This is a genomic window from Rhizobium sp. WYCCWR 11128, from assembly GCF_013416305.1.
GTDB lineage: Bacteria > Pseudomonadota > Alphaproteobacteria > Rhizobiales > Rhizobiaceae > Rhizobium > Rhizobium indicum.
Genome location: NZ_JACCEZ010000007.1, coordinates 1 through 22,289, shown reverse-complemented (window position 1 = coordinate 22,289; position 22,289 = coordinate 1). Strand labels below are relative to the sequence as shown.

Annotated in this window: 18 protein-coding genes and 2 tRNA genes; 11 read left to right on the top strand and 9 right to left on the bottom strand. The window is 60.1% G+C overall.

The annotated features are described in order from the left end of the window. Positions 1-219 precede the first annotated feature (219 nt). The 3 genes from HX898_RS20875 to HX898_RS20865 all read left to right on the top strand — a co-directional run bounded on the left by HX898_RS20875 (position 220) and on the right by HX898_RS20865 (position 2,494). The gene (locus HX898_RS20875; protein WP_180195612.1) at positions 220-471 is read left to right on the top strand and encodes a type II toxin-antitoxin system Phd/YefM family antitoxin; all 252 of its coding nucleotides are present in this window, start codon (positions 220-222) and stop codon (positions 469-471) included. Continuing rightward, on the top strand, positions 468-917 hold the full coding sequence (locus tag HX898_RS20870; RefSeq protein ID WP_180195611.1) for a type II toxin-antitoxin system VapC family toxin: 450 nt from the start codon (positions 468-470) through the stop codon (positions 915-917). Before HX898_RS20875 ends, HX898_RS20870 begins: the two co-directional genes overlap by 4 nt. Positions 918-1,894: 977 nt before the next feature. After that, complete coding sequence (locus HX898_RS20865; protein ID WP_180195610.1) at positions 1,895-2,494, top strand: c-type cytochrome; 600 nt, start codon at positions 1,895-1,897, stop codon at positions 2,492-2,494. Positions 2,495-2,740: 246 nt separating this feature from the next. Here HX898_RS20865 and HX898_RS20860 read toward each other — a convergent pair. After that, positions 2,741-2,817, bottom strand: a tRNA-Pro gene (locus HX898_RS20860). A gap of 261 nt (positions 2,818-3,078) precedes the next feature. Here HX898_RS20860 and HX898_RS20855 point away from each other — a divergent pair. After that, positions 3,079-3,486, top strand: coding sequence for a hypothetical protein (locus tag HX898_RS20855; protein WP_018495286.1), 408 nt, complete (start codon positions 3,079-3,081; stop codon positions 3,484-3,486). Positions 3,487-3,897: 411 nt separating this feature from the next. Here HX898_RS20855 and HX898_RS20850 read toward each other — a convergent pair whose 3' ends face one another. From HX898_RS20850 to HX898_RS20840, 3 genes are all read right to left on the bottom strand, one after another. Further along, positions 3,898-7,293, bottom strand: a complete 3,396-nt coding sequence (locus HX898_RS20850) for an acyl-[ACP]--phospholipid O-acyltransferase (protein ID WP_180195609.1) — start codon at positions 7,291-7,293, stop codon at positions 3,898-3,900. Between the two features lie 92 nt (positions 7,294-7,385). Beyond that, positions 7,386-7,667: a YiaA/YiaB family inner membrane protein gene (locus tag HX898_RS20845; RefSeq protein WP_003546080.1), complete on the bottom strand. Its 282-nt coding sequence runs from the start codon at positions 7,665-7,667 to the stop codon at positions 7,386-7,388. A gap of 49 nt (positions 7,668-7,716) precedes the next feature. Then, positions 7,717-8,403, bottom strand: coding sequence for a PspA/IM30 family protein (locus tag HX898_RS20840; RefSeq protein WP_180195608.1), 687 nt, complete (start codon positions 8,401-8,403; stop codon positions 7,717-7,719). 111 nt (positions 8,404-8,514) lie between these two features. Here HX898_RS20840 and HX898_RS20835 point away from each other — a divergent pair, with 111 nt between their 5' ends. After that, the gene (locus HX898_RS20835; protein WP_180195607.1) at positions 8,515-9,132 is read left to right on the top strand and encodes a TetR/AcrR family transcriptional regulator; all 618 of its coding nucleotides are present in this window, start codon (positions 8,515-8,517) and stop codon (positions 9,130-9,132) included. Between the two features lie 218 nt (positions 9,133-9,350). Further along, entirely contained in the window at positions 9,351-10,130 is a 780-nt protein-coding gene (locus HX898_RS20830; protein WP_180195606.1) for an SDR family NAD(P)-dependent oxidoreductase, read from the top strand. A 63-nt stretch (positions 10,131-10,193) separates the two neighbouring features. On the opposite strand, the gene HX898_RS20825 is transcribed toward HX898_RS20830, so the two are convergent. The 4 genes from HX898_RS20825 to HX898_RS20810 all read right to left on the bottom strand — a co-directional run bounded on the left by HX898_RS20825 (position 10,194) and on the right by HX898_RS20810 (position 17,398). After that, the gene (locus tag HX898_RS20825; RefSeq protein ID WP_246697950.1) at positions 10,194-11,333 is read right to left on the bottom strand and encodes a DUF4263 domain-containing protein; all 1,140 of its coding nucleotides are present in this window, start codon (positions 11,331-11,333) and stop codon (positions 10,194-10,196) included. 258 nt (positions 11,334-11,591) lie between these two features. After that, a complete protein-coding gene (locus HX898_RS20820) occupies positions 11,592-11,921 on the bottom strand; it encodes a M48 family metallopeptidase (RefSeq protein ID WP_180195605.1) in 330 nt (109 codons plus the stop codon). A 9-nt stretch (positions 11,922-11,930) separates the two neighbouring features. Then, complete coding sequence (locus tag HX898_RS20815) at positions 11,931-14,861, bottom strand: HsdR family type I site-specific deoxyribonuclease (protein ID WP_180195604.1); 2,931 nt, start codon at positions 14,859-14,861, stop codon at positions 11,931-11,933. Beyond that, positions 14,858-17,398, bottom strand: a complete 2,541-nt coding sequence (locus HX898_RS20810) for an N-6 DNA methylase (RefSeq protein ID WP_180195603.1) — start codon at positions 17,396-17,398, stop codon at positions 14,858-14,860. Before HX898_RS20810 ends, HX898_RS20815 begins: the two co-directional genes overlap by 4 nt. Here HX898_RS20810 and HX898_RS20805 point away from each other — a divergent pair. Both HX898_RS20805 and HX898_RS20800 read left to right on the top strand, forming a co-directional pair. Next, the gene (locus HX898_RS20805) at positions 17,397-18,140 is read left to right on the top strand and encodes a DUF4433 domain-containing protein (protein ID WP_246697964.1); all 744 of its coding nucleotides are present in this window, start codon (positions 17,397-17,399) and stop codon (positions 18,138-18,140) included. The two genes, HX898_RS20810 and HX898_RS20805, sit on opposite strands and share 2 nt — an antisense overlap. A 10-nt stretch (positions 18,141-18,150) precedes the next feature. Next, on the top strand, positions 18,151-19,194 hold the full coding sequence (locus HX898_RS20800) for a macro domain-containing protein (RefSeq protein WP_180195602.1): 1,044 nt from the start codon (positions 18,151-18,153) through the stop codon (positions 19,192-19,194). Between the two features lie 161 nt (positions 19,195-19,355). Here HX898_RS20800 and HX898_RS20795 read toward each other — a convergent pair. Further along, positions 19,356-19,429: transfer RNA gene (locus tag HX898_RS20795), tRNA-Gln, on the bottom strand. Positions 19,430-19,592: 163 nt separating this feature from the next. On the opposite strand from HX898_RS20795, the gene HX898_RS20790 reads away from it, so the two are divergent. The 3 genes from HX898_RS20790 to HX898_RS20780 form a co-directional block, all read left to right on the top strand. After that, positions 19,593-20,504, top strand: coding sequence for an MBL fold metallo-hydrolase (locus HX898_RS20790; protein WP_180195601.1), 912 nt, complete (start codon positions 19,593-19,595; stop codon positions 20,502-20,504). A gap of 31 nt (positions 20,505-20,535) precedes the next feature. Further along, complete coding sequence (locus HX898_RS20785; protein WP_180195600.1) at positions 20,536-20,994, top strand: DCC1-like thiol-disulfide oxidoreductase family protein; 459 nt, start codon at positions 20,536-20,538, stop codon at positions 20,992-20,994. Continuing rightward, positions 20,991-22,289, top strand: a 1,299-nt coding sequence (locus HX898_RS20780) for a saccharopine dehydrogenase NADP-binding domain-containing protein (protein ID WP_180195599.1), incomplete at its 3' end; no start/stop codon positions are given. The genes HX898_RS20785 and HX898_RS20780, both read left to right, overlap by 4 nt.

The following is a 22,289-nucleotide window of genomic DNA, read 5'->3' as shown; positions in this document are numbered from 1 at the left end:
GCGGGCCATCGCACTCGATTCATGCGATGCCAATGCACCGCTCCCGTTCAGCCGCACCTCCGTTATAACTCTTCTGCAGAAAAATTATAACCGGAGAGAGGATGGGCTTTCGGCCGATTCTAAGCGACGCCGATACACCCTTGGAAATTCGCCCTCTTGAGTTCGTCGACGTCAATGTCTATTTTGACCATATATGGTCATTTAGAATCAGAGGCAGCAATGTCAACAATCAGCGTAGCAGAGGCAAAGGCCGGTTTCGCCGGTCTGGTCGATGAAGCGGCAAACGGGGAATTCGTGACGATCACGCGGCACGGAAAGCCCGCCGCCGTGCTTGTGTCCGTCGAAGCGGCCGAGGCCGCGAAAAGGGCTTTGAAGAAGCCACGGCCGAATTTCGGGGATTTCCTGTTGACCTTTCCCGGCGGGGTCGAGCAGGAGCGGAACCCTTCGAAAATGCGCGATATCGATCTGTGACCGCCTATCTTCTCGACACGAACATCATTTCGAAGCTCGCGCCGGGCAAGGCGCCGGCGTCCGATCCGGTGCGGGCATGGTTTCATGAGCAGGGCGAAGCCGATAGCCTGTTTCTGTCGGCTCTGTCGGTCGCGGAGATCGAGAAGGGAATGCGGAGCCTTCACCGTCGCGGCGGCATCGAGCGGGCAAAGTGCCTTTCGGCATGGCTGGACGTCATCACCGAGAGTTTCGGGGATCGGATCTTGCCGATGGATACCGTTGTCGCGCGCATCGTCGGCGCCCTGGAAGATGAAGCCGAGAGCCAGGGCCGTCATCCCGGGCTTGGCGACCTCATCATAGCGGCGACCGCGCGAGCCTACGACCTCACCGTCATTACGGAAAACCTGCGGCATTTCCAGCCGCTTGATGTGGCTGTTGATCTTCCCGCCGCGTTCCGGTCGGAGTGATCGTTGCCGTCATTTTTCGTCAGCTGAGAATTTCGGGAAACCGAGGGTCACAGCTGGTCGGAGTGGAGTGATTCGAAACACTCGACCCCCACGTCCCAAACAACAAGAATAATCTCAAAAGCCCTGCATTGCCGGGCTTTTTCGCGTTCGAACGTGACGCCAAAACACGCTCTGTTCCGCCCAATCATTGCCGTACCGCAACCGAACCGCATTTGGAGGATGCGCAACCAAGATCGGAACGGCAGTTGGATGATGAAGACACTGAGAGGGCGGCAGCCTGAACTGGCGGCCAATGCCAATGGCGCCGTCACGCAGCGCTCAGTTAGCCGGAGCGCTCGTCAACCCAGTGATGCGTGCCACGTCGACCGTCGTTTAATACCAGCGTCCCCGGCCGTACCAACCGCCGCCGCCTAGCAAAAGAAGTATCACAACGATGATGAGAAGGGTTGTGAGATCCATGTGCGTTCTCCTGGGAGGACCATCACCATCTCGTTTGCGCCCGACGGGCGTTGCTCATGGTGGGACTCCCTCGCGTATAACGGCGCTGGCCGGGGTTGGTTCCATTCGATGGCCCCTACCCGGCCGGCGGCGACCCGGGCGGATAGACCGGCGCGGCAGCAAATTTTTCACGTCCGCAAAATTCGCAATTTGGGGTGTGGCGCCATGGCAGCGAGTCAATGCCCGCCCGCCAGCGCGATGACGGCGACGACGTAGGATAAGGCAATCATGAGATAGGCGAGTTGGAGCAAGGTCACGGTCCAGCCTTTCGTTGGTGGACCTCCCATATATTCAGACTTTTGCGGCTGGTCATGTCCGTAAAAAGCCCGGACTTATGCGGCAAATGCCACAAGACTCCAAGTCAACTAGGGCGTGAACTCATAAAACGCAGCCATAATCGGAGGCGACGGGGGTCCGCTCGCCAATGGTTGCATCTCCTGATAGGATCAGCATCACAAGCCCCGATCTGGAGGCCTCGCATGCCCTGCAGCAGCGCGCTCGCTCCGTTCGTCATCGCCGCTCTCGTGGCCCTCGGTCCGCTGCCGGCTGGAGCGCAGAACAATGCTGCGCCACCGCCGCCGGCGATCTCCCAGAAGGCCAAGCTTTGCCAGATGTGTCACGGTAGGAAAGGTCTGCCGACTGTTAAGAACACGCCGATCATCGCCGGCCAGCACGAGTCCTCTTTGCTGATAGCTTTGCAGGAATATCGCAATGGAGCGCGCACCGACGACCTCATGGGCCGGATCGCGAAGAATCTTTCCGAAGACGACATGAAGGCGCTTGCGGCCTACTTCTCCGCACTGCCCTGGCCCGCCTACCGCGAGCCGGCCGACGCAGCGAGCATTACCCGCTTCCAAGCGCTCGACGTCGGGAAGAAGTGCACCTCGTGCCACCGGGAGGGTTTCGTCGGATACGCCAACACGCCGCGCGTCGCAAATCAGAAGCTGGACTACCTGATCAAAACCCTCTCTGACTTTCACGATAACAAGCGGCCGAACATGCCCCGCATGACGGCCTTGGTGCGCAATTTGTCGGCCGACGACATCGCTGCCATGGCTCACTATCTTGCCGGCCTCTGACGATCAGTTCGGGGTCGGCGATCCACCGAATAGGGCCGCCGAAATAGCGATCACTGCGTTACGGCGATCGGCACCTCTTTGCCCACGAACTAAGCATCGTATGTCCGCCGATATGGTGGAGCGACAGCCCAGGAGCCAATTCATCGACCTTGTCGTGAAATTGAAGGTCATGATCAATCGTTGCCGGGCAAAAATCGACATAGCAGCGACACAAACGAAAAACCCCGCCGGAGCGGGGTTTCTAGCTGGTCGGAGTGGAGTGATTCGAACACTCGACCCCCACGTCCCGAACGTGGTGCGCTACCAGACTGCGCTACACTCCGTGACCAGCGGCGCTTCTATAGAACAGCCTATCTGGTTGCACAAGCACCAAATTCCAAAAAGCCGGCGGAAATTTTGACGGGGTTGTGACCGGCTCGGGCGATGGCTGCTGCAGCAAAAAGCCACACCTGCCGCAAATCGAACGGAAGTCTCTTGAGAGCAATTTTCTTTTGCCGGGTTCCGCGCTAAAGGGCAGACGGGACAGGCGAAAACGCTCACGGGAGCGGCTTCGCAGCCAATGCGCTAGAGATCAGGACGACACGATGAATTTCCGCACCATGACCGCGGCCGGGCTTGCAATTGCGCTTGCCGGATGCACGACCATTCCTTCCGCCGGCAATCCGATCGAGGCCCGCTGGGTCGGCAAATCGGCCGGCATCTTCTTTGCCGCCTACGGGCCGCCGATCAGCGACAGCGAGCAAGGCTCGACCACCGTCTATACCTGGCGCGGCGGCTACAAGACCGTGCGCATTCCGGCGAAATATGCCGAAGGCGCCGACGGCAAGCGCGGCAAGCAGATTTCCTCCGCCCGCACCGCCTATCTGCGCTGCCAGGCCGAAATCACCACCAGCTCCGACTACACGATCCGCGACATCCGCACCGTCGCCGACATCCCCGGCGTCGACGGTCCGTCCTATTGCGCAGAGTTTTTGGCGCCTGAACAGAAGTAACGGACGGTTTGGTTGAGATGCGGGGCCGATGCTGTCCGGTTTGTACCGAGGGCAGCCCCTCATCCGGCTGCCGCCACCTTTGCCTGGGTCGAGCCACTGGTCTCGACCCGTCCTTCGGACCCCCGTAAACGGGGCGAAGGGACATGCCGCGACCTCTCCGTTCCCCGCTGCCTCTCGCTGCCGGAATAGCCACGGCGGTGCGTGGATACCCCCCTCTGCCCTGCCGGGCATCTCCCCCACAGGTGGGGAGATTGGCTAGGCTCACTGGCTTCCCCAAACAACTGGTGTCACAACCCGGCGGAAACGGTAGACGGGCAGGAAGGTTTGGCCACTTGTGATCTCCCCACCTGTGGGGGAGATGCCCGGCAGGGCAGAGGGGGGTGCCACACGAGACCCGCGAACCCTACGTCCTCACGCCGCCTGCTCCCCCTGCACCGCAGCTTCCGCCAGCTTGCGCGCCGCAACGAAATCCACCTTACCGGAGCCGAGCACCGGCACCTTGCCGATATTGACCTCGGCCGGGACCATCATGTCCATGGCGCCCTTGGATTTGGCGAAAGCGAGGAATTCGGCGCGGGTGGCGGTGGGGGCGTCGGTGAGCAGCACCAGGCGTTCGCCCTTCTTGGCGTCGGGCAGCGAGGAGACGACCGAGAGGGCACCCGGCCAGAGTTCGGCGGCGAGCGTCTCGACGGCGGCGAGCGAGATCATTTCGCCACCAATCTTGGCGAAGCGTTTGGCGCGGCCGCGGATCTTGACGAAACCATCCTCGTCGATGGTGACGATGTCGCCGGTGTCGTGCCAGCCGTCGACGAGCGGCTCAAGCACGCCGGGCTTTTCGGCGCGGAGATAGCCGGCCATGACATTGGCGCCGCGCACATGCAGCCGGCCGCCCTCATCGATGCCGGGCACCGGTTCGAGCTTCCATTCCATGCCCGGCAGGATTTTGCCGACCGTGCCTGACTTGTTGTACATCGGCGTGTTGATGGAAATGACCGGCGCGGTCTCGGTGACGCCGTAACCTTCCAGGATGCGCAGGCCGAATTTTTCCATATAGGTCTGGCGGGTCGAGGCCTTCACCGGCTCGGCGCCGGAGAAGATGTAGCGGATCGAGCGGAAGTCGTAAGGATGCGCCGTCCTCGAATAGCCGTTGAGGAAGGTATCGGTGCCGAAGATGATCGTGGCGTTGGAGGCATAGATCAGCTCCGGCACGATGCGGTAATGCAGCGGCGACGGATAGAAATAAACAGGCACGCCCGAGATCAGCGGCAGCACGGTGCCGGCCGTCAGCCCGAAGGAATGGAACACCGGCAGGATGTTGAACACCTTGTCGCCGCTGTGGAAATCGATGCGGGCGGCGGCCTGGGCGGCATTCGACAGGATGTTGCGGTGGGTGAGCACCACGCCCTTCGGCGTGCCCTCGGACCCCGAGGTGAAGAGGATGACGGCCGGATCATCCGGCTTACGCTTCACCAGCGGCCGCGCCTTTCTGAGAACCCCGAGGATCTTGTCCTTGAGTGAGATTTCGGCCCTGAGATCATCGAGCCAGACGATCGACACCTGCTTTTCCATCTCCTCGATCACAGCACCGAGCTTCGCCTGGGTGACGAAGGCGCGCGAGGTCAGCACATGCCTGACCTCGGCGGCCTTGCAGGCGGAGAGGATATTGGCGGCACCAGCGGTGAAGTTCAGCATCGCCGGCACCTTGCCCGCCGTCATCACGCCGAGAAGGGTGGCGGCCGCACCATTGGCATTCGGCAGCATGACGCCGAGGTTGGTTTCCGGAAACATGGCGCGGAATTTGGCGCCGAGCACGGCCGCTCCGGTCAAGAGCTTGCCATAGGTCAGCCGGCCGGTGACCGGATCTTCGACGGCAAGCTTTTTCATGCCGAATTCATGGCCGGCCTGAATGACGCGGTCGAGCACGGTGGAGGAGGTATCGGCGGTCTGGAACAGCAGGTTCGACATCACCTGGTAGAGGGCAGCACCTGCCGCGGTGCGGCGCTTGCGGCCTTTCAGCTCCGGCGGCACTTCCAGCTTCACCGGCTCGAGAATGGTGACCTTGACCTTGGGGAACAGCCGGCGGCGGATCTTGCCGTTGTCGAGATAGGAGAGATAGCTTTTCTCCAGCCCGTCGATCTTGACCGGCACGACCATCGAGCCGGTCTTGTCGGCGACCATTGCGGCGCCATCATAGACCTTCATCAGCGTGCCGGTCACCGTCAAACGGCCCTCGGGGAAGATGCCGATCGGGTTGCCATCCTGCACCACCTTGATCAGCGAACGTGTCGCCATCGGCTTTGTCGGGTCGAGCGGCAGGAATTTGCACATCTTCAGGAAGGGACGCACCCACCAGGCCTGGGCGATCTTGTAATCGACGGCAAAGGTGGGCTCTTCCTCGGTGATGGCAAGCGCCAGGGCGCCGTCGAGCAGGCTGACATGGTTGAGGGCGATGATAGGCGCGCGGCCGGCCTTCTTGATGTTCTCCAGCCCCTCGACCTCAAGCCGCATGAAGGCGCGGAACAGGATCGAGATGAAATCGCGGAAGGGATTGGTCGGCAGCGTCTTCAGCATCAGCCAGGCGACGGCGAAATTGATGATGCCAAGGCCGATCAGAATCTGAGGAATGGAAGCGCCGAGCGCCTGGACGGCGGCAACCAAGCCGAGGCCGACGGTGATGAACAGCGCAGACAGCACGTTGGCCGCACCGATGACGCGGGCGCGGCGGTCCTCATGCGCCCAGGTCTGCAGGGCGGCGAAAGTGGGCACGGCGATGAAGGCGCCTGCTATCGCCATGCCGGCGAGATCGATGGCGACGCGGATGGTATTCTGACCGGCAAAGAAACCAGCGATCGTCGTAGCATGGCTTGTGGAAGCCAAGCCCCAGAGGTTCCAGGCGAGATCGAGGCTGAAGAGGCCAAGCAGCGCCGTGCCGACAGGGGCCGGCAGCAGCACGATGCGGCCCGACGACATCCAGGCGGCAATGGCCGAGCCGACGGCGACGGCGATGGCGAAGACGGTGAGATAGGCCGGCACGACAAGCTCGGAGCCGCCGAGCAGCTCGGTCACCATGGTCGGCAGGATGGAGAGGACGAAGGCGCCGACCAGCCAGAACCAGCAATTCATCAGCGCCGAGCGCCACAGGCGTTTATCGGCGCGGATTTCCTTGACGAGGGTGTAGCTGGAGCGGATGACATTGCGGTCGATCTGAAGATCCGGCGCCTTGGAGCCGGTCGGCGGGATCATCCGGCTGGCCAGCCAGCAGAGCACCGAAAGCCCCATCATCATCGTGCCGAAGATCAGCACATTGTCGCCGCCGGAGAAGGCGAAGGCGGCGATGATCGTGCCGGCGAGGATGGCGATGAAGGTACCGCCCTCGATCCAGGCATTGGCCTTCGGCAGGTCACGGCGTTCGAGATGATCGGGCAGGATGCCGTATTTGATCGGCCCGAACAGCGCCGAAACGATGCCGAAGCCGAACAGCGCCGCCATCAGCACGAAGATGGACGAAAACGCGAGCCCGACGACGGCAAGGGCGGCGACCGCGATCTCGCAGCGTTTCAACAGCTCGGCAATTTTCGCCTTGTCATGCTTGTCGGCGAGTTCGCCGCCAAGTGCGGAGAGCAGCAGGAAGGGCACAATCAGGACAACGCCGGCAAGCGTCACCAGGGCGGCCCCTTCACTGGCCGACATCTTGAAGAGAATGAGGAACACCAGGGTGTTCTTGAGGAAATTGTCGTTGAAGGCGGTCAGGAACTGGGTCCAGAACAGCGGCGCGAATTTCCTGGAGGTCATCAGATTGTGTTGCACGGCGGGTCCCTCTTTCGACTGGCAGAGAAGGCCACAGAGTTGTTACGCAAAAGTTGAATGCGGTAACAACTCTGCGCTGTGGTTAACCAAGATCAATCTTCATCGTTACGATTGAACTTGACCAGGAGTTTCTCGGTGCGGGCATCCTCGACCTTGCGGATCAGCTTCTCGGATTCGGCATTGTCGCGCAGCGTCTTGGTGATATTCACCGTGGTCTGCACCAGCATCAGAATGCCCATGGCGAGATAGCCTTTGCCCCAGAGATCGAGCGGCATCATGTAGAGGCCAAGCGCCAGCATGAAGGCGGCCGAGCCGAAGGAGATGTAGGAGAAGCTGACCCAGCTTGCGGAATGTTTCTGGAAACTGTCGTTCATATCAGTGGTCCCTATGGTTCGATGGATGAATGGTTCGATGGATGCGATTTTAAGCGGCAGGCGTGATGCGGCTCTTCAGCCGCGCCAACACATCATCGGCGGATGAGCGCAGCGGCGCGCCGAAGCCGGCATTGGCAAGCTTTTCGATGATGCCGGCCGGGCGGATGGCGCCTTCCATGTCCTTCAGGGCGGCCGCCGTCAGCTCATTCTGGCTCTGGCGCAGGCGAAGGCGCGCCAGGGTCTCCTCGGCATCGTCGAGCGTGGCAAAGCCAGGACCGGCAACGACAACATCGAGCTTCTGCGCTTCCTGCGTGGCACGCGCCAGCCGCTCGCCACGCTGCAGCTCCTGCAGCCTTGCCTCGGAAGCGCGCACGATGCCCTTCAGCTTGTCGATCGCTTGAGTGAATTGGGCTTGCGCCTTTTCCGATGCATCGCGCTCGGCTTCGAGATAGGCGATCGCCTCGGCCGCCTCGCGGGCCAGGCCCTCATTGCCTTTGGTGAGTGCCGCGGAAGCGCGAACTTCGAGATCGCCGATGCGGGCAACGATGGTTGCGTGCTGCCCCTTCTCCTGTTCGTTCTGGGCGATGGCGACCGCCACACTGCGGCGAGCCGACTGGATCGACTGGGCGGCATCGCGGATCTGCTGGGAAAGCAGCGGCACGGCGTGGCAGTCGGCGAAAGCCTGCTCGGCATCATGCGCCCTGCCCCGCAACAAAATGGAAATCAGTTTGAACATTTCCTTCCTCCGGTTTATGAACGTTGTTCACGAGAGGTGTTATGCCAGAATCATGAACGTCGTTCAAGATAAATTTTGAACGACGTTCAAAAAATCGAAGTGGAATGGTTAATGGCCGGTAGGCGAGAAGAAAAACGCGAAGACCTGAAGGCCCGGCTGATCGAGGCGGCGCGCGAGCGGATCGCCAGGGACGGGCTGGCAAATCTCCGAGCCCGCGACATCACCCAGGATGCCGGCTGCGCGCTTGGCGGCCTCTATACGGTCTTTTCAGACCTCGCCGAGCTCGTCATCCACGTCAACTCCGCGACGCTGAAGGCGCTGGAGGCGAGGCTGACGCTGCCCGAGGCCAAGGACCGGCCGCCGACCGACCGGTTGCGCAACCTGGCGCAGGGATATCTAAGCTTCGCCGTCGAGCACCGAAACCTCTGGAAGGCGCTGTTCGAACACTCCCCGCCGGAATCGAGCCCGACGCCGCAATGGCATCTTGACGAGCACCTCTTCCTGATGGACGTGATCGCCGAACCGCTGGCCGAACTGCAACCCGACATGCCCCCCGAAGACCGCGCCATCCGCGCCCGCACCCTCTTCGGCGCAGTGCACGGCGTCGTCAGCATCAGCCTCGAAGGCCGCTTCGTCGGCCTGCCGCTGGAGCGACTGGCGCGGGAGGTGGATGAGCTGGTGCAGACGATCGCGGCGGGGGCGGAGCGGCGGCGTGAAGCAGGCGTGTGAGGTGGCGTTTGGTGAACTCTCCGTCCCCCACTAACCTCTCGCGAGGTACGTCCCCTCGCCCCGTTTTTACGGGGAGAGGGTTAGGGTGAGGGGCAGGCCACCCGCACGAACGACACAGCTCGAGACCCCCAGCGAGAACCCACAAACCACCCCCCGCATTGAGCAACCAGTCAAAACCTGCTTCACTCCCCCACCCCACCACCGCCAACGGAGACCCCATGAGCCGCATCTTCATCACCGGTTCCACCGATGGCCTCGGCCTTGCCGCCGCCCGCACCCTCATCAAGGAGGGCCATGACGTCGTGCTGCATGCCCGCTCCCGGGAGCGTGCCTCCGCCATCTCAGAGATTTCGGCTGCCGCCCTTGGCCTCGTCATCGGCGATCTCGCCAGCGCCACGGAAACGCGCTCGATTGCCGAGCAGGTCAACGCCATCGGCCGCATGGACGCCGTCATCCACAATGCCGGCATCTACCTCGAGCGGAGCCGCGGCGAAACGCCGGAAGGCCACGCAAAGACGCTGGCGGTGAATGTGCTTGCCCCCTATCTGCTCACAGCATGGATCACGCGCCCCGACCGCCTGGTCTATCTCAGCAGCGGCATGCATCGCAGCGGCAGCAGCGCCCTTGACGATATCGACTGGAAGAAGCGACCGTGGAACGCCAGCCAGGCCTATTCGGAAAGCAAGCTCTACATCGCCACCCTCGCCGCCGCCGTCGCCCGCCATTGGCCGGATGTTTTCAGCAACGCGGTGGACCCCGGCTGGGTACCGACCAAGATGGGCGGTGCCGGCGCGCCCGATGACCTCGAAATGGGGCACCTCACCCAGACATGGCTTGCGGCGAGCGATGATGGCGCGGCGAAGGTCAGCGGTGGGTATTGGTACCATCGGCAGCGGCGGGAGGCGGCGGCGGAGATGACTGATGTTGGGTTTCAGGATGCGCTGGTGGGGAGACTTGCGGAACTCACGGGCATTCGTTTGTTTGCGGAGCGGGCGTAATGTCAAGGCCGGGTTTAGCGGGCTTGCCGCGTTCGCGCTCTATGTTTGGCAGCAGCATCAACCTCAGTCATTGTTCATTTCCGCCAAGGCGGACCTTATACGAGGACGCAAGCAGTTAATGAATGCGTTGGTGCGTTCTTGCAGCCAAGCTATCGCGCGCTGCCGTTGATTGGCTCCATCCAGGTCGCCCACGACATATCTTTGAGATATGTCCGGTCGCGGTTGCGAAAAATCCACAGTCGCATCGGGAAGCTCTGCGGCTATTTCGCTGGCCTGATCCGCGAGCATGAGTGAAGCTCGCTCTCCAGGCGACCCAACATTCGATGAAAGTGCCAACCCCACAGCATTGTAGCGGGCATCGCGATAGACCGTCAGCCAGCTGGAGCCGCCGGGAGCGCCGAACTTGAAGACGATATGCCCGCCGAGAGATGGTGCCGGCAGCATTTGTTCGGGATCATCGAGGCTCAAGCCAGCAAGAAACTCCGACCAGAACTGATGTCTCGTGTCGCGCCGACGAGCCCGTGCCGCTAGTTTCTCCGGCGAGTCAGGCGGTCCTTGAGAGTCGTCCTCTCCATCATCCGGCTCAGTGATGATCATGCCATCCGGCACCGAGATAACGTTCCGGGAGATTGTCAGCGTCCTTGCCAGGACCCGCGGCACGATGATCTTCGAGCCGTCTTCCATAAGATAGATCGGCATCTCCACGAGACCGAAGGTGAAATGAAGACCGGCATGAGCCTGCAAATACTCGGCGATTGACTCAACACCTTCTCGTATTCCGTCGCCGACGATGAGCAGCAAGAACCGACCGCGCCGCAGATTGAAAGTCACCGCGTCGTTGAAGGCAATCTCATCCACATCGTGGCCAGCCTCCTTGACCATATCCAGCAGGACATTGCCCTTGCGCCCCAGGCGGCGGCTCGCTTCCCGCTGCAAATCGGAAGCTGACCATTTCGTGAGCTCCTTGGAATAGTCCAGGATCTGCCCGATCACTTCGCGACGGCCCTCAGGGTTACGCCATAGTTTGCATTCGACCAGCACAGGCAGGCCGGTGGCGGTGATCAGCAGGTTGTCGATCGGCCCTGCGGGCGTGTTCAGTTCGCGACAGATCGAAACGGGGCCGACGAAAAGCGGATCAATCTCAGCAATTGGCAAGCAAGACGGATGGCGATGCACGAATTCCTGGATCGCAGCCTCGCTCAATCCGTGACCATCTATCCCAAGCCCGAGCGGCCGAACTGGAGAAGCCTTCGATCCATCGGCCGAGACTAGGAGGGGAGTCGCGTGCTGCCTGCTCATCATCCTGCTTTCGCAAATACAGAAGCGGCGCCCATCGCCGCATTCCATTTCGTTGCCCCCAACCACTGCATTTCCGCTTTGTCCAGGAGCCGCCGCAAGATCGGGCTTATGACCGCATCAAAAGGGAACTGTCGTACCATACGGCCTCGTAATCGGGTGCAATTAGGAACCCCACTCATGGTGACTTCTGCTCGCGCGAGAAACTTCGAGCGATCGCCAGCCAGGTACATGGGCTGTCATCAACGCTTTGAACAAGCGCCCGTGATTGGGGACGCGAAGGTGCAGCAGCTCGTGCGCTACAACGAAGTCTTGAAAACTCTCCGTTTCATCTAAAAGATCAGTCGCAAGCGTAATTGTTCCGCCGTTTGAGCAAGAACCCCATTTTCGCGTCATCCGTTGAATGCGGACGGCACGCGGGTTCACTTTGAGCTTGATTGCCCAACGCGCGACGCGCTGTTTGAGTGCGTCCTGATTTGAAAGATGTCCTCCCATGACCAATCACTAGCCCAACACATTTGCCATGATCAGATCGACGACCCCGGCGCGGGCATCTTTCGAAAGACTGATCAATGGCCGGTAGAGCAAGGCACGAAGCTGCCGCTGTTCGTCCGGATTGACTTTCGCGTTCGGGAATCGCGTCAGAAGCTTTTCAATTTCCTTAGCCAATTCAAGCGCGTCGATCCCGTTGGTTTTTAGTGCCGAGTTCTCTCGCAACGCCCAAAAGGCGGCAAATGCTTTTGGCGTAAGGCCTGTATCTCTCGCGGCCCTTGCAGCTGCATCCTTTTCTGCTGCCAGCGCCGCGAGAAGGTCCATCGCAGCAAGCCCGGTCGTGTTGCGGTTTTCGAGATCTTTAAGAATGCGTTCGGCACGATCCTTCAGCGGCTGAAGCACGGGTGCGGCGTCGGCGTTGTCGTCGATTTCCTTTTGCAAGCCACGTACGAGATTGAAAACCTTGCCCTCTTCAGACCCTTTGTCCGAACGCAAGGCTTCAAGGGTTTTGACATCGAAGGTGACACTTTTTGTCAAGCGGCCTAGGCCATCCTGCGTTGCGTTATGCTCGACGAGCTGCCGTGTCTTGTAAGCGAGATCAGCCACAAAACCGATCTTGTCGGCATAGGCGTTTCGAACCGCGGCATAGAGTTGGGCGAGGCGCTTGAACGTGCCGATGTGATCGACAAGCTCCTTTGAGGGTGACAGAATTTCCCACAGGTTTTCGATATCCTTATAAGCCTCGAAGAACGCCTTGCGCGGGTCTGGTTCAAGGAAGCGGCCATAGACGAGACGTTCGAGGCGTTCGTCGGCATCGCCGCCTTCGCCAGCATCGAGATAGTCGACGGAAGCCTTCGCGATTTTGTCCAGAAAGTCCTTCATCAGGAGATCGAGATCCTCGATCACCCCATCGACATCTGACGAGTCGAATTGCAGCGCCTTCTTCAGTTCGCGCAGCACGCCGACAAAATCCATGACAAGGCCGACCTGCTTGCGGATGCCTTCCTTATCGACATACGGCCGGTTCACACGGGCGACTGCTTGAAGCAGGACGTGATCCCGCATCGGTTTGTCGAGATAGAGGCAATAGAGTAACGGCGCATCGTAACCAGTGAGCAGCTTGTCAGTAACGATGAGGATTTTCGGGTCTTTGCTGGCTTTCTTGAACAGCAGGCGGACATCTTCCTCGCGTTCCTCGCTGAGTTGAAGCTCGGCGACCAGCGGTCGATCCACCACGTCCGCGGCGTTTTCCGTATAGACCGCCTCGATCCATTCCGGCGGCAAGAGCTTGTCGAGGGCCTGCTTGTATTTGGCGCAGGCCTCGCGATCGACCGCGACCACAAACGCCTTGTAGCCGAGCGGCAGCACGTTTTCCTTAAAATGCTCGCCGACGAATGCCGCTACCTTTTCGACGCGATCATCCGCTTTCAGGAAGGTGCGCAGGCCCACAGCCCGGTCCAGAACCTTGTTCAGCTCTTCGATGTCGGTCACGCCTTCAGCGGCGGCGAGTTCGAAGAATTCCTTGTCCAGTCGGTCAACTGGCACGGTCATCTCGCTCGGAGCCAGGACGTGCTTGATCGGCAAGGTGGTTTCGTCGGCGATCGATTCCTTGATCGAATATTTGTCGAGATAGCCGGTTTCGTCTTCGACCCCGAAAATCTTAAACGTGCCCGTGCCCTGTTCGGTGTTCGCGATCGGCGTGCCGGTGAAGCCGATGATCGTGGCATTGGGTACTGACGCCATGAGGTAGGTGCCGAGATCCTTCGCGACCGACCGGTGCGCCTCATCGATGAATACATAGATGTTGTCGCGGACGGACGAATCCTTTCGGATCGCTTCGAACTTGTGGATCATCGCGATGATCAGTCCGCGAAAGTCCGCGTCCAGAAGCTGCTGAAGCTCGGCCTTGGTGTTGGCCCGCTTGATGGCGATGTCCTGGTTCTGCATTTCGCCGAGCACGCGCTCGACCCAGCCCTTTAGCTGCCCTTCAAGCTCGGTGCGATCTACGACGAGGATCACAGTCCCGTTCTGAAAGCGCTCCTTCTGCTCGAGGATCAACTTCGCGGCAGTGAGCAACGTGAACGTCTTGCCGGAGCCCTGGGTGTGCCAGACAAGGCCGCGCGTCTTGGTGGGGTCGGCACAGCGGGCAACGATCGCGTCAATGGCGCGTCGCTGGTGCTGGCGCAAGATCGATTTCCGCGTCTCGCTGTCCTGAACGTAGAACAAAATCCAATGCTGGAGCGTGCGCAGGAAATCCGTGCGCTCGAAGAATGCCTGCACCGCGAAACGATAGGCTTCGTCGGGCGTCTGCTTCCAGCGCGCCATATCGCGGCGGGTGGCGTTCCAGGTAACGCCATACCAATAGTCGAGCAGGTGCGTGACGTTGAAGATCTGCGGGGCGCCGATTAGTTCCGGCGTCTCGATCTCATAGCGGCGCAGCTGCTTTATGCCGCGCTCGATGGCGTCACCGTCCTTCGGGTTCTTGTGTTCGACGATGCAGACCGGCACGCCATTCACAAGAAACATCACGTCCGCCCGGTTGCCCTTGCGGGCGGGCGGCTTCAACGTCCATTCCCACGAGACGTGAAACTCGTTGGCGTTGGGATGCTCGAAATCGATCAACTGAACGCGGCGATGGCGCTTTTCAGCTTCGTCATACCACCCGCGTTCGCCACGCAGCCACATCAGCATTTCCCGGTTGCCATCGACCGTTGCCGGGATGGCGTCGAGCGTTTCGATGATCGAGCGTAGCGCGTCGGCCGAAAGCCAGGGATTGAACTCCGACAATTTCGCTTCGAGTTCGTCGCGCAGCAGCATGCCCGCTTCGCCCCCGCGCTTCTGCTTGGCGACTTCCGGGGTGAGCGGCGTCCAGCCGATTTCGACGGAGTGCTTCACCATCGGGAACTGGACGGTGCTAGCCTCGCTGATCCTGAGGTCGCTCATGTGGCGACTTTCTCATCGTCCGAAAGCGGCAGAGCCGAAAGATCAAGATCTTGTGCACCGATGCCGCCGGTTAGCAGATTATGAAGCACGGACTTGAATAGTTCGTCGAGAACAACACCCTGTTGCCTGTGTAGATCGATCTTTCGTTTGATCGTGTCGAGTATCGCCGTGATTTCATGCTGTTCATCGATTGTGGATGGGATCGGGATAGAAAAATCGCGAAGTTTGCTAGCGCTGATGTTCGCCTGACTTACGCCACGACTTGCCACCTTCTTAAGTTCGGCTTGAGCTACATTCCAATTCAAAAAGTGATTCAGATATCGCGGATCAAGTTTGGATTGATCGACCTCTACGCGAACGAGATAGGATGCGAAGACAGCTTCGGTATCTTCTTCGACGAGGGCGCTGCGCCCGACCAGTTCGTAGCTGTTGGTACGATTGAATAGTATGTCACCAGAATTGAGTTTGTACGCCCTTGCAGTTTCGTCCTGCAAATCCACGTATTGGAGATCGCGCATCAAGACTTTTCCATCTTGTTGGCAATTCATCCTAAGAATTGGGTACTGTCCTTGAAGTTCTCCTCGAACGGACAGACCGTACTGGGTCTTTGTGGTAAATTTTCCGATTGGGCTGATTGACCAATTCTCAGGGGTATGCCCAAATTCACTCTCCTTCTGCGCGTGTTTCCGCCGCTCACTATTCTCGCCTGCTCTAAGTGGCGACAAAAGAGCAAAAAGTGTCTTGTCGAGCTCGGTCTCATTCTGTGAAAGGTCAGCCAAGTGCTTCAACAAGTCGGGCAATCGGCGATTGACCGGCTCTGATGAATGCCCGACCCAGCGGCTAGGGCTAAGATTGTAATCTGCGTCCTCGGCCTGTTTGCGCGTGATAACCGCAATTTCGTCATTGACAGGTTCGCCCTTGAGATAGGCGGCTGCGAGGGGGCGTATTGCGTCCTCGGGAATATAGTTTTTCGGCTTGCCCTTCTTCAGCCGCTTGCTGGCATTCAGCAGGACGATCTTGTCCTTGCGTGCGGCAGGCTTCCGCTTGTTCAGCACCACAATCACGCCAGGCGCGCCGGTATTGTAGAAAAGATTTTCCGGAAGAAGGATCACACCGTCGATCAAGTCGCGATCTACGAACCATTTGCGGATGTTGCGCTCCTTGTCCTCGTTCTTTGAACCGGAGCCGCGCGTTACCGCGCCGGTATCGAGCACCACCGCCGCGCGGCCACCGTCCCCCAGGCAGGCAAGCGTGTGCTGGAGCCAAGCCCAATCGCCCTTGCCGGTGGTGACGCCACCGGTGGTGCGGAAGCGGTCAAAGGGGTCGTTGGCGAACACGTCCGGCGCGAAAGGCTGGTTCCACATCGGATTGGCGACGACAATATCGTGACCTCGCACTTTACCCTCGTTAGTGCGAAATTTCGGATTGATCATCGTATCGCCGCGGGCGATCTCGATCTCCATGTCGTGGATGATGCCATTCATCTGCGCGACGGCGTAGCTTTCCGCCTGAAGCTCCTGACCAGTAAGCTTCAATGGCACCCTGGCCGTCGGATCGAGTTCGCGCGCCACGAGTTGCAGCTTCACCAGAAGGCCGGCCGATCCGCAGGCATAGTCATGGCACGCCTCGCCGGGACGCGGCCGCATGATATGCGCCATCAGGAAGCCCACTTCCGTAGGAGTGAAGAACTCGCCCGCGCTCTGGCCCGAGCCTTCCGCGAACTTCCGCAAAAGATATTCATAGGCGCGCCCGAGAAAGTCGGGCGGCACGTCGGCCAGGCCCAGCCGATAGCGCGGATCGGAAAACGTCTCGACCACGAGGCGCAGCTTTGCAGGGTTAATATCGCGCTCGCCGTTCCGCTCAGCCGCGAAATCGACGACATCAATCACGCCGGAAAGCATGGGGTTCTGCTTGACCACTGCGCGCACCGCCTTGGTCAGGTGCTCGCCGATATCCTTTGGCTTCGTGCTCTGGCCCTTGTCGTCCACCGACCACTCGATGGACTTGCGCTCGCTAATGGCACCCCATCGCGCCTCCGGCGGAATATAGAACCGTAGCAGGGAGTGGTCGCCTTCGGCGATCTCAAGCGCGGTATCGCGGTCGCCATAATCCTCGGCTAGGCGCGCAATTTCATCGTCGAACACATCAGATAACCGCTTCAGGAAAAGCAGCGGCAGCAGATAATCCTTGAATTTGGCAGCGTCTTTCTCCCCCCGAATCGAACATGCAGCATCCCAGAGCATCTGCTCCATGGATTTTGTCGATGGCGCACCGGGGCGTGCTCCAACACGGCGACGCGTAACTTTGGCTGCAGCATCCATTGAATCTGCGCCATTTTCATCTTCGTTGACACCAGCCTCGGCAGCGAGTGCCGCGATTGTAGCGCGGGCCGCTTTCTGGGGCAGATTTGACCTACCTTCCCAGCGGTTGACGGTAGCGAAAGATACGCCGAGCCGTTCGGCCAGTTGTTCCTGGGTAAGGTTCAGATTTGCGCGGATCGCGCGGAGAACGGTCGAGGGATCTTGTTTGTCTGTCATGTTTGCTATATTTGTTATATATAGCATTTTTGTCAAGCCATATGGCAGCGGTTATGAGGACCTCATTTTAATGCCCGCACCAGACCCGACTGCCATTTTTCACATTACTGCAATAGACAATTTGTCTTTGATTGCCGCATCTGGTCAGCTGCTTTCCAAAAACCTGCTGACAGCACAGCAAATCGTCTCTGCCAGCATAGCGTATGAGCACATACAACAACGGCGCGCGTCGACTCTCGTCCCGATTGCCCCTGGCGGCAACCTGCATGACTACGTTCCTTTCCATTTCGCTCCGCGCTCACCAATGTTGAACACAATCAATCAAGGGAACGTACAGGGGTGTGATTATCGGCAGGATGACATCGTTCATCTAGTGTCAACGGCTCAAGCCGTCGCGGCTTTTCCCTTACCCTTCGTTTTCACTGACTATCACGCAGTGATGCAAATGGCGACGTTCTACGGAGACCTGCAGGACTTGGGAAATATCGATTGGCCACTGTTTTTTGAAGCCCCGCTTTCTGCTGGCTACTGCAGGTACTGGCATAATCCGAGCTCAAAAGTGCGATACGCGACGCGCATGGAAACACGGCAAGCAGAGTTCCTTGTACACAGCGCCGTACCACTTGCCTTGATTCCCCAAATCGGGGTACGTTCGCAGGCCATGGCGCAGAGGGTTCAAACTGCTCTGGTCAACTCACCATGGCAACCCAATATCCAGATCATTCCCGGCTGGTATTACTGATGGAAACGACATGACAATTGAAATCGCGAAGGGCGACCTGCTGGAGCAGCGCGTTGATGCGATTGTCAATACCGTCAATACTGTTGGCGTCATGGGCAAGGGTATCGCGCTTCAGTTCAAGCGGAAATGGCCTGCAAACTTCAAAGCTTACGAAGCAGCATGCAAACGGCATGAGGTTGTACCGTGCAAGATGTTTGTCTTCGACAACGGACAGCTCGCCGAACCGAAATTCATCATAAACTTCCCGACGAAACGCCACTGGCGCCAACCGTCAAAGCTGTCGGATATTGTGTGCGGCCTGGAAGATCTGGTAGAGCAGATAAGAATCCTTAAAATTCAGTCCATTGCTCTTCCGCCTTTGGGGTGCGGCAATGGTGGCCTTGAATGGAGCGTCGTTCAGCCGCTCATCACAAAGGCTTTTGCAGAGTTACCCAGTGTTGAAGTGAAGCTATTCGCGCCGAACGCGACCGACAGTGTCCGCGCACTTGTACCCGAGGCAGCGAAACCAAAGATGACCGCCGGCCGAGCGGCGATCATTAAAGCGCTCTCCATCTACCGGGAGATGATGTACCCATTGAGCCAGATCGAGGTGCAAAAGCTTGCCTACTTCTTAATGAGCGCAGGCCAAGATCTTGGATCGCTTAAATTTCAAAAATATACCTATGGTCCCTATGCTCCGGCGCTCCGGCACGTCCTGACCAAAATGGACGGGGCGTATGTACGGGGTGTTGGCGACGGTACGAAGCCATCCGAAATTTCTATCGTCGACACCGCTCTAAGCGAAGCGGACGCATATTTTTCCTCGAACGGCGATCAAGCCACCGCAGATCGCGTTCAGCGGATTGCAAAGCTGATCGAGGGCTTCGAGACGCCTTATGGCATGGAGTTGTTGGGAACAGTCCACTGGGTTGCCAAGGAGGCAGACGCGGTCGGTGATTTCGACGAAGTCGTCAGGCGGGTTCATGCGTGGAATGCTCGTAAACGCGAGTTGATGAAACCCTCACACATCAAAGTTGCTTATGATCGGCTGGTGAAAGAAGGTTGGCTCAACTAGCCCATCGGCTTTAACCGGCGTTACTGCAGTTTCTGGCACGTTTCCATCTCTACCGGCCGTCGCATGCGACGGGGATAATTTGTATCCGTGCGCGACCTCAGGCTCACTTTGGACGCAGCTCAGTGCTTTATCTAAATCGTCGAAGATAATTCAAATAAGATTGGCTGGGGCGCCTGGATTCGAACCAGGGGTGACGGTACCAAAAACCGTTGCCTTACCGCTTGGCGACGCCCCACCAGAGCTTGAGCGGAAACCACCTGCTCAAATCGACGCCTGATTAGCAAAGCTCTTCGCCTGTCACAATGACTAAGTTTAACCCGGCGCAGATTTTATGCGCTGCGCGGTGCAGGCAGTCGTGCTAGGAAGTGGCGACGTCATTGGCCCGAGATCATTCCTTCATGGACAGTCCCGCATTCGACCTCGCTTTCGAGCCGGCCTATGGGCAGGCCGTGCCGGTTGTTTCAGGTGTCGAGCGGGTTACAGTGAACAATCCCGGGCCTTTCACCTTTTTCGGCACCAACAGCTATATCCTCGGCTCGTCCTCCGTCGCGGTCATCGATCCCGGCCCGGAGGATGAGGCGCATTTTCAGGCACTGATGGCAGCGCTTGGCGGGCGCGCGGTGACGCATATCTTCGTCAGCCACACGCATCGCGACCACTCGCCGCTGGCCAGGCGGCTGCAGGCGGCAACGGGGGCGGTGACGGTGGGGCAAGGGCCGCATCGGCCGGCGCGGCCGCTGCGGGAGGGCGAGATCAATCCCTTTGCCGAAAGCTCGGATCTATCCTTCGTGCCCGATATAACGCTCAGTGACGGTCAGACCCTATCGGGCAATGGCTGGTCGCTCAGAGCGGTGCTGACGCCGGGGCATACGGCCAATCATGCCGCCTTCGCGCTTGCGGGCCGCGACATCCTCTTTTCCGGCGATCACGTCATGGCCTGGTCGACCTCGATCGTCGCGCCGCCGGATGGTTCGATGGCGGATTACATGGCCTCGCTCGAGCGGCTGATTAAGCGTGAGGACCGGCTGTTGCTGCCCGGCCATGGCGGGCCGGTCACGCAGCCTGCCAGTTTCCTCCGGGCGCTGAAGGCGCATCGCCTCAGGCGCGAGCAGGCGGTGCTGGCGCGTGTCCAGGCGGGCGATGGGCGGATTGCCGAGATGGTGAAGGTGATCTATCGCGATACCGATCCGAAGCTGCATGGGGCGGCGGCCCTTTCCGTGCTCGCCCATATCGAGGATCTTCTGGAGCGCGGCGAGATTGCGGCGGATGGGCCGCCTTCGCTTGCCGCCAGCTACCGGCCGGCGCCATGAAAATGAGGACGGGGGTCATGAGGATGGGGACATGACGATGAAGCCGCAAGCCGATTACAGCTATCGCAGCGATGCCGACGTGCCCGCCTTTGCCGATGACCGGCCGCTGATCGTCTTCGATGGCGAATGCGTGTTCTGCTCCGGCTGGGTGAAATTCGCGCTGAAACATGACAGGCAGCAGCGATACCGCTTCCTGGCGGCGCAGACGCCGCTCGGCGCCGCGCTCTATCGGCATTACGGGCTGCACGCGCGCGATTACGAGACCAATATCCTGATCGAAAACGGCCGCGCCTTCTTCAAATCCGACGGCTCGATCCGCATGGTGGCGGGGCTCGGCTTTCCCTATTCGCTGGTCAAGATCTTCCGGCTGCTGCCACGGCGGGTGGCCAATGCGCTCTATGAATTCATCGCCCGCAACCGGCTGAAGATTGCCGGGCGGCAAAGCTGCATGGTGCCGACGCCGCAGCAGCGCAGCCGCTTCATCACATGAGCGAGGACCGGTTTTCACTGCTCATCATCGGCGGTTACGGCACGTTCGGCGGGCGGCTTGCCCGGCTGCTTGGCGATGAACCGCGGCTCAGGCTGCTGGTTGGGGGGCGGTCGCTGGAAAAGGCTGACGATTTCGTTGCCGATCTCCGGACGCCGAAAGATGGTGCCGAGGGCCTGGGAAGCAACAATCTCGGCGCGTTGGTGCAGGCCGTCAGCTTCGATCGTGACGGCGATCTCACCGAACAGCTGACGCGGATGAGGCCCAATCTGGTCGTCGATGCCTCGGGGCCGTTCCAGAGCTTCGGCAAGGATGCCTATAAGGTGGTCGAGGCCTGCATCGATCTGAGCATCGATTATGCCGATATCGCCGACAGCACCGGTTTCGTCGCCGGCATCGGTGGGCTGGATGCGGTGGCCAAGGCCAAGGGCACCTTCGCGCTCTCCGGGCTCAGCAGCCTGCCTGCGCTTTCCTTCGCAGCACTGGATGCAATGGCGCCGCATTTCTCCCGGATCGAAAGCGTTTCGGCGGGCATCGCCCCCTCGCCGCATGTGCGGATCGGGCTCAATGTCATCAGGGCGATCGCGACCTATGCCGGCAGACAAGTCACGGTGCTGCGCGATGGGCGGCCGGCCTCCGGGCGCGGGCTGATCGATGCGATGCGGGTGACGGTGGCGCCGCCGGGGGTTAAGCCGCTGCGCAGCCGGAAATTCCTGCTGGTGGATGCGCCGGATCTGGCGCTGCTGCCGGCGCGATTTGCCGATCTCAAATCCAGCTTCACCGGCGTCGGCACCGAGCCGCAGCTGCTGCAGCGCATGCTCAGCCTTGCGGCAAGGCTTGTCCGCCTCCGGCTTCTGCCGTCGCTGCTGCCGTTTGCGCGGCTGCTGCAGCGCGCCAGCCACGCTTTCGCGATCGGCGAACATCGCGGCGGCATGTTCGTCCGCGTCGGCGGCGTCGATCACGAAGGACGCAGGCTGTCCTGCGGCTGGTATCTGATTGCCGAAGGTGATGATGGGCCGTTCATCCCCATCATCGGCGTGGACGCGCTGGTGCGCCGGCTGCTGACCGGCGTGCGGCCGGAGAATGGGGCGCGGCCGGCGGCGGGGGAATTGCAGCTTGCGGATTTCGAAGCGGCCTTCCGGCGTTTTTCGATCACATCCGGCATCACGATGGAAAACGCGGAGGCGCCCCTGCCTCTCTACCAGAGGATCCTCGGCAGCGCCTGGGAGCGGCTGCCGCCGGCCCTCGCCGCCCTGCATGCCGGCGGCGCGCGCGTCGCCTCCGGCCGGGCGCGGATC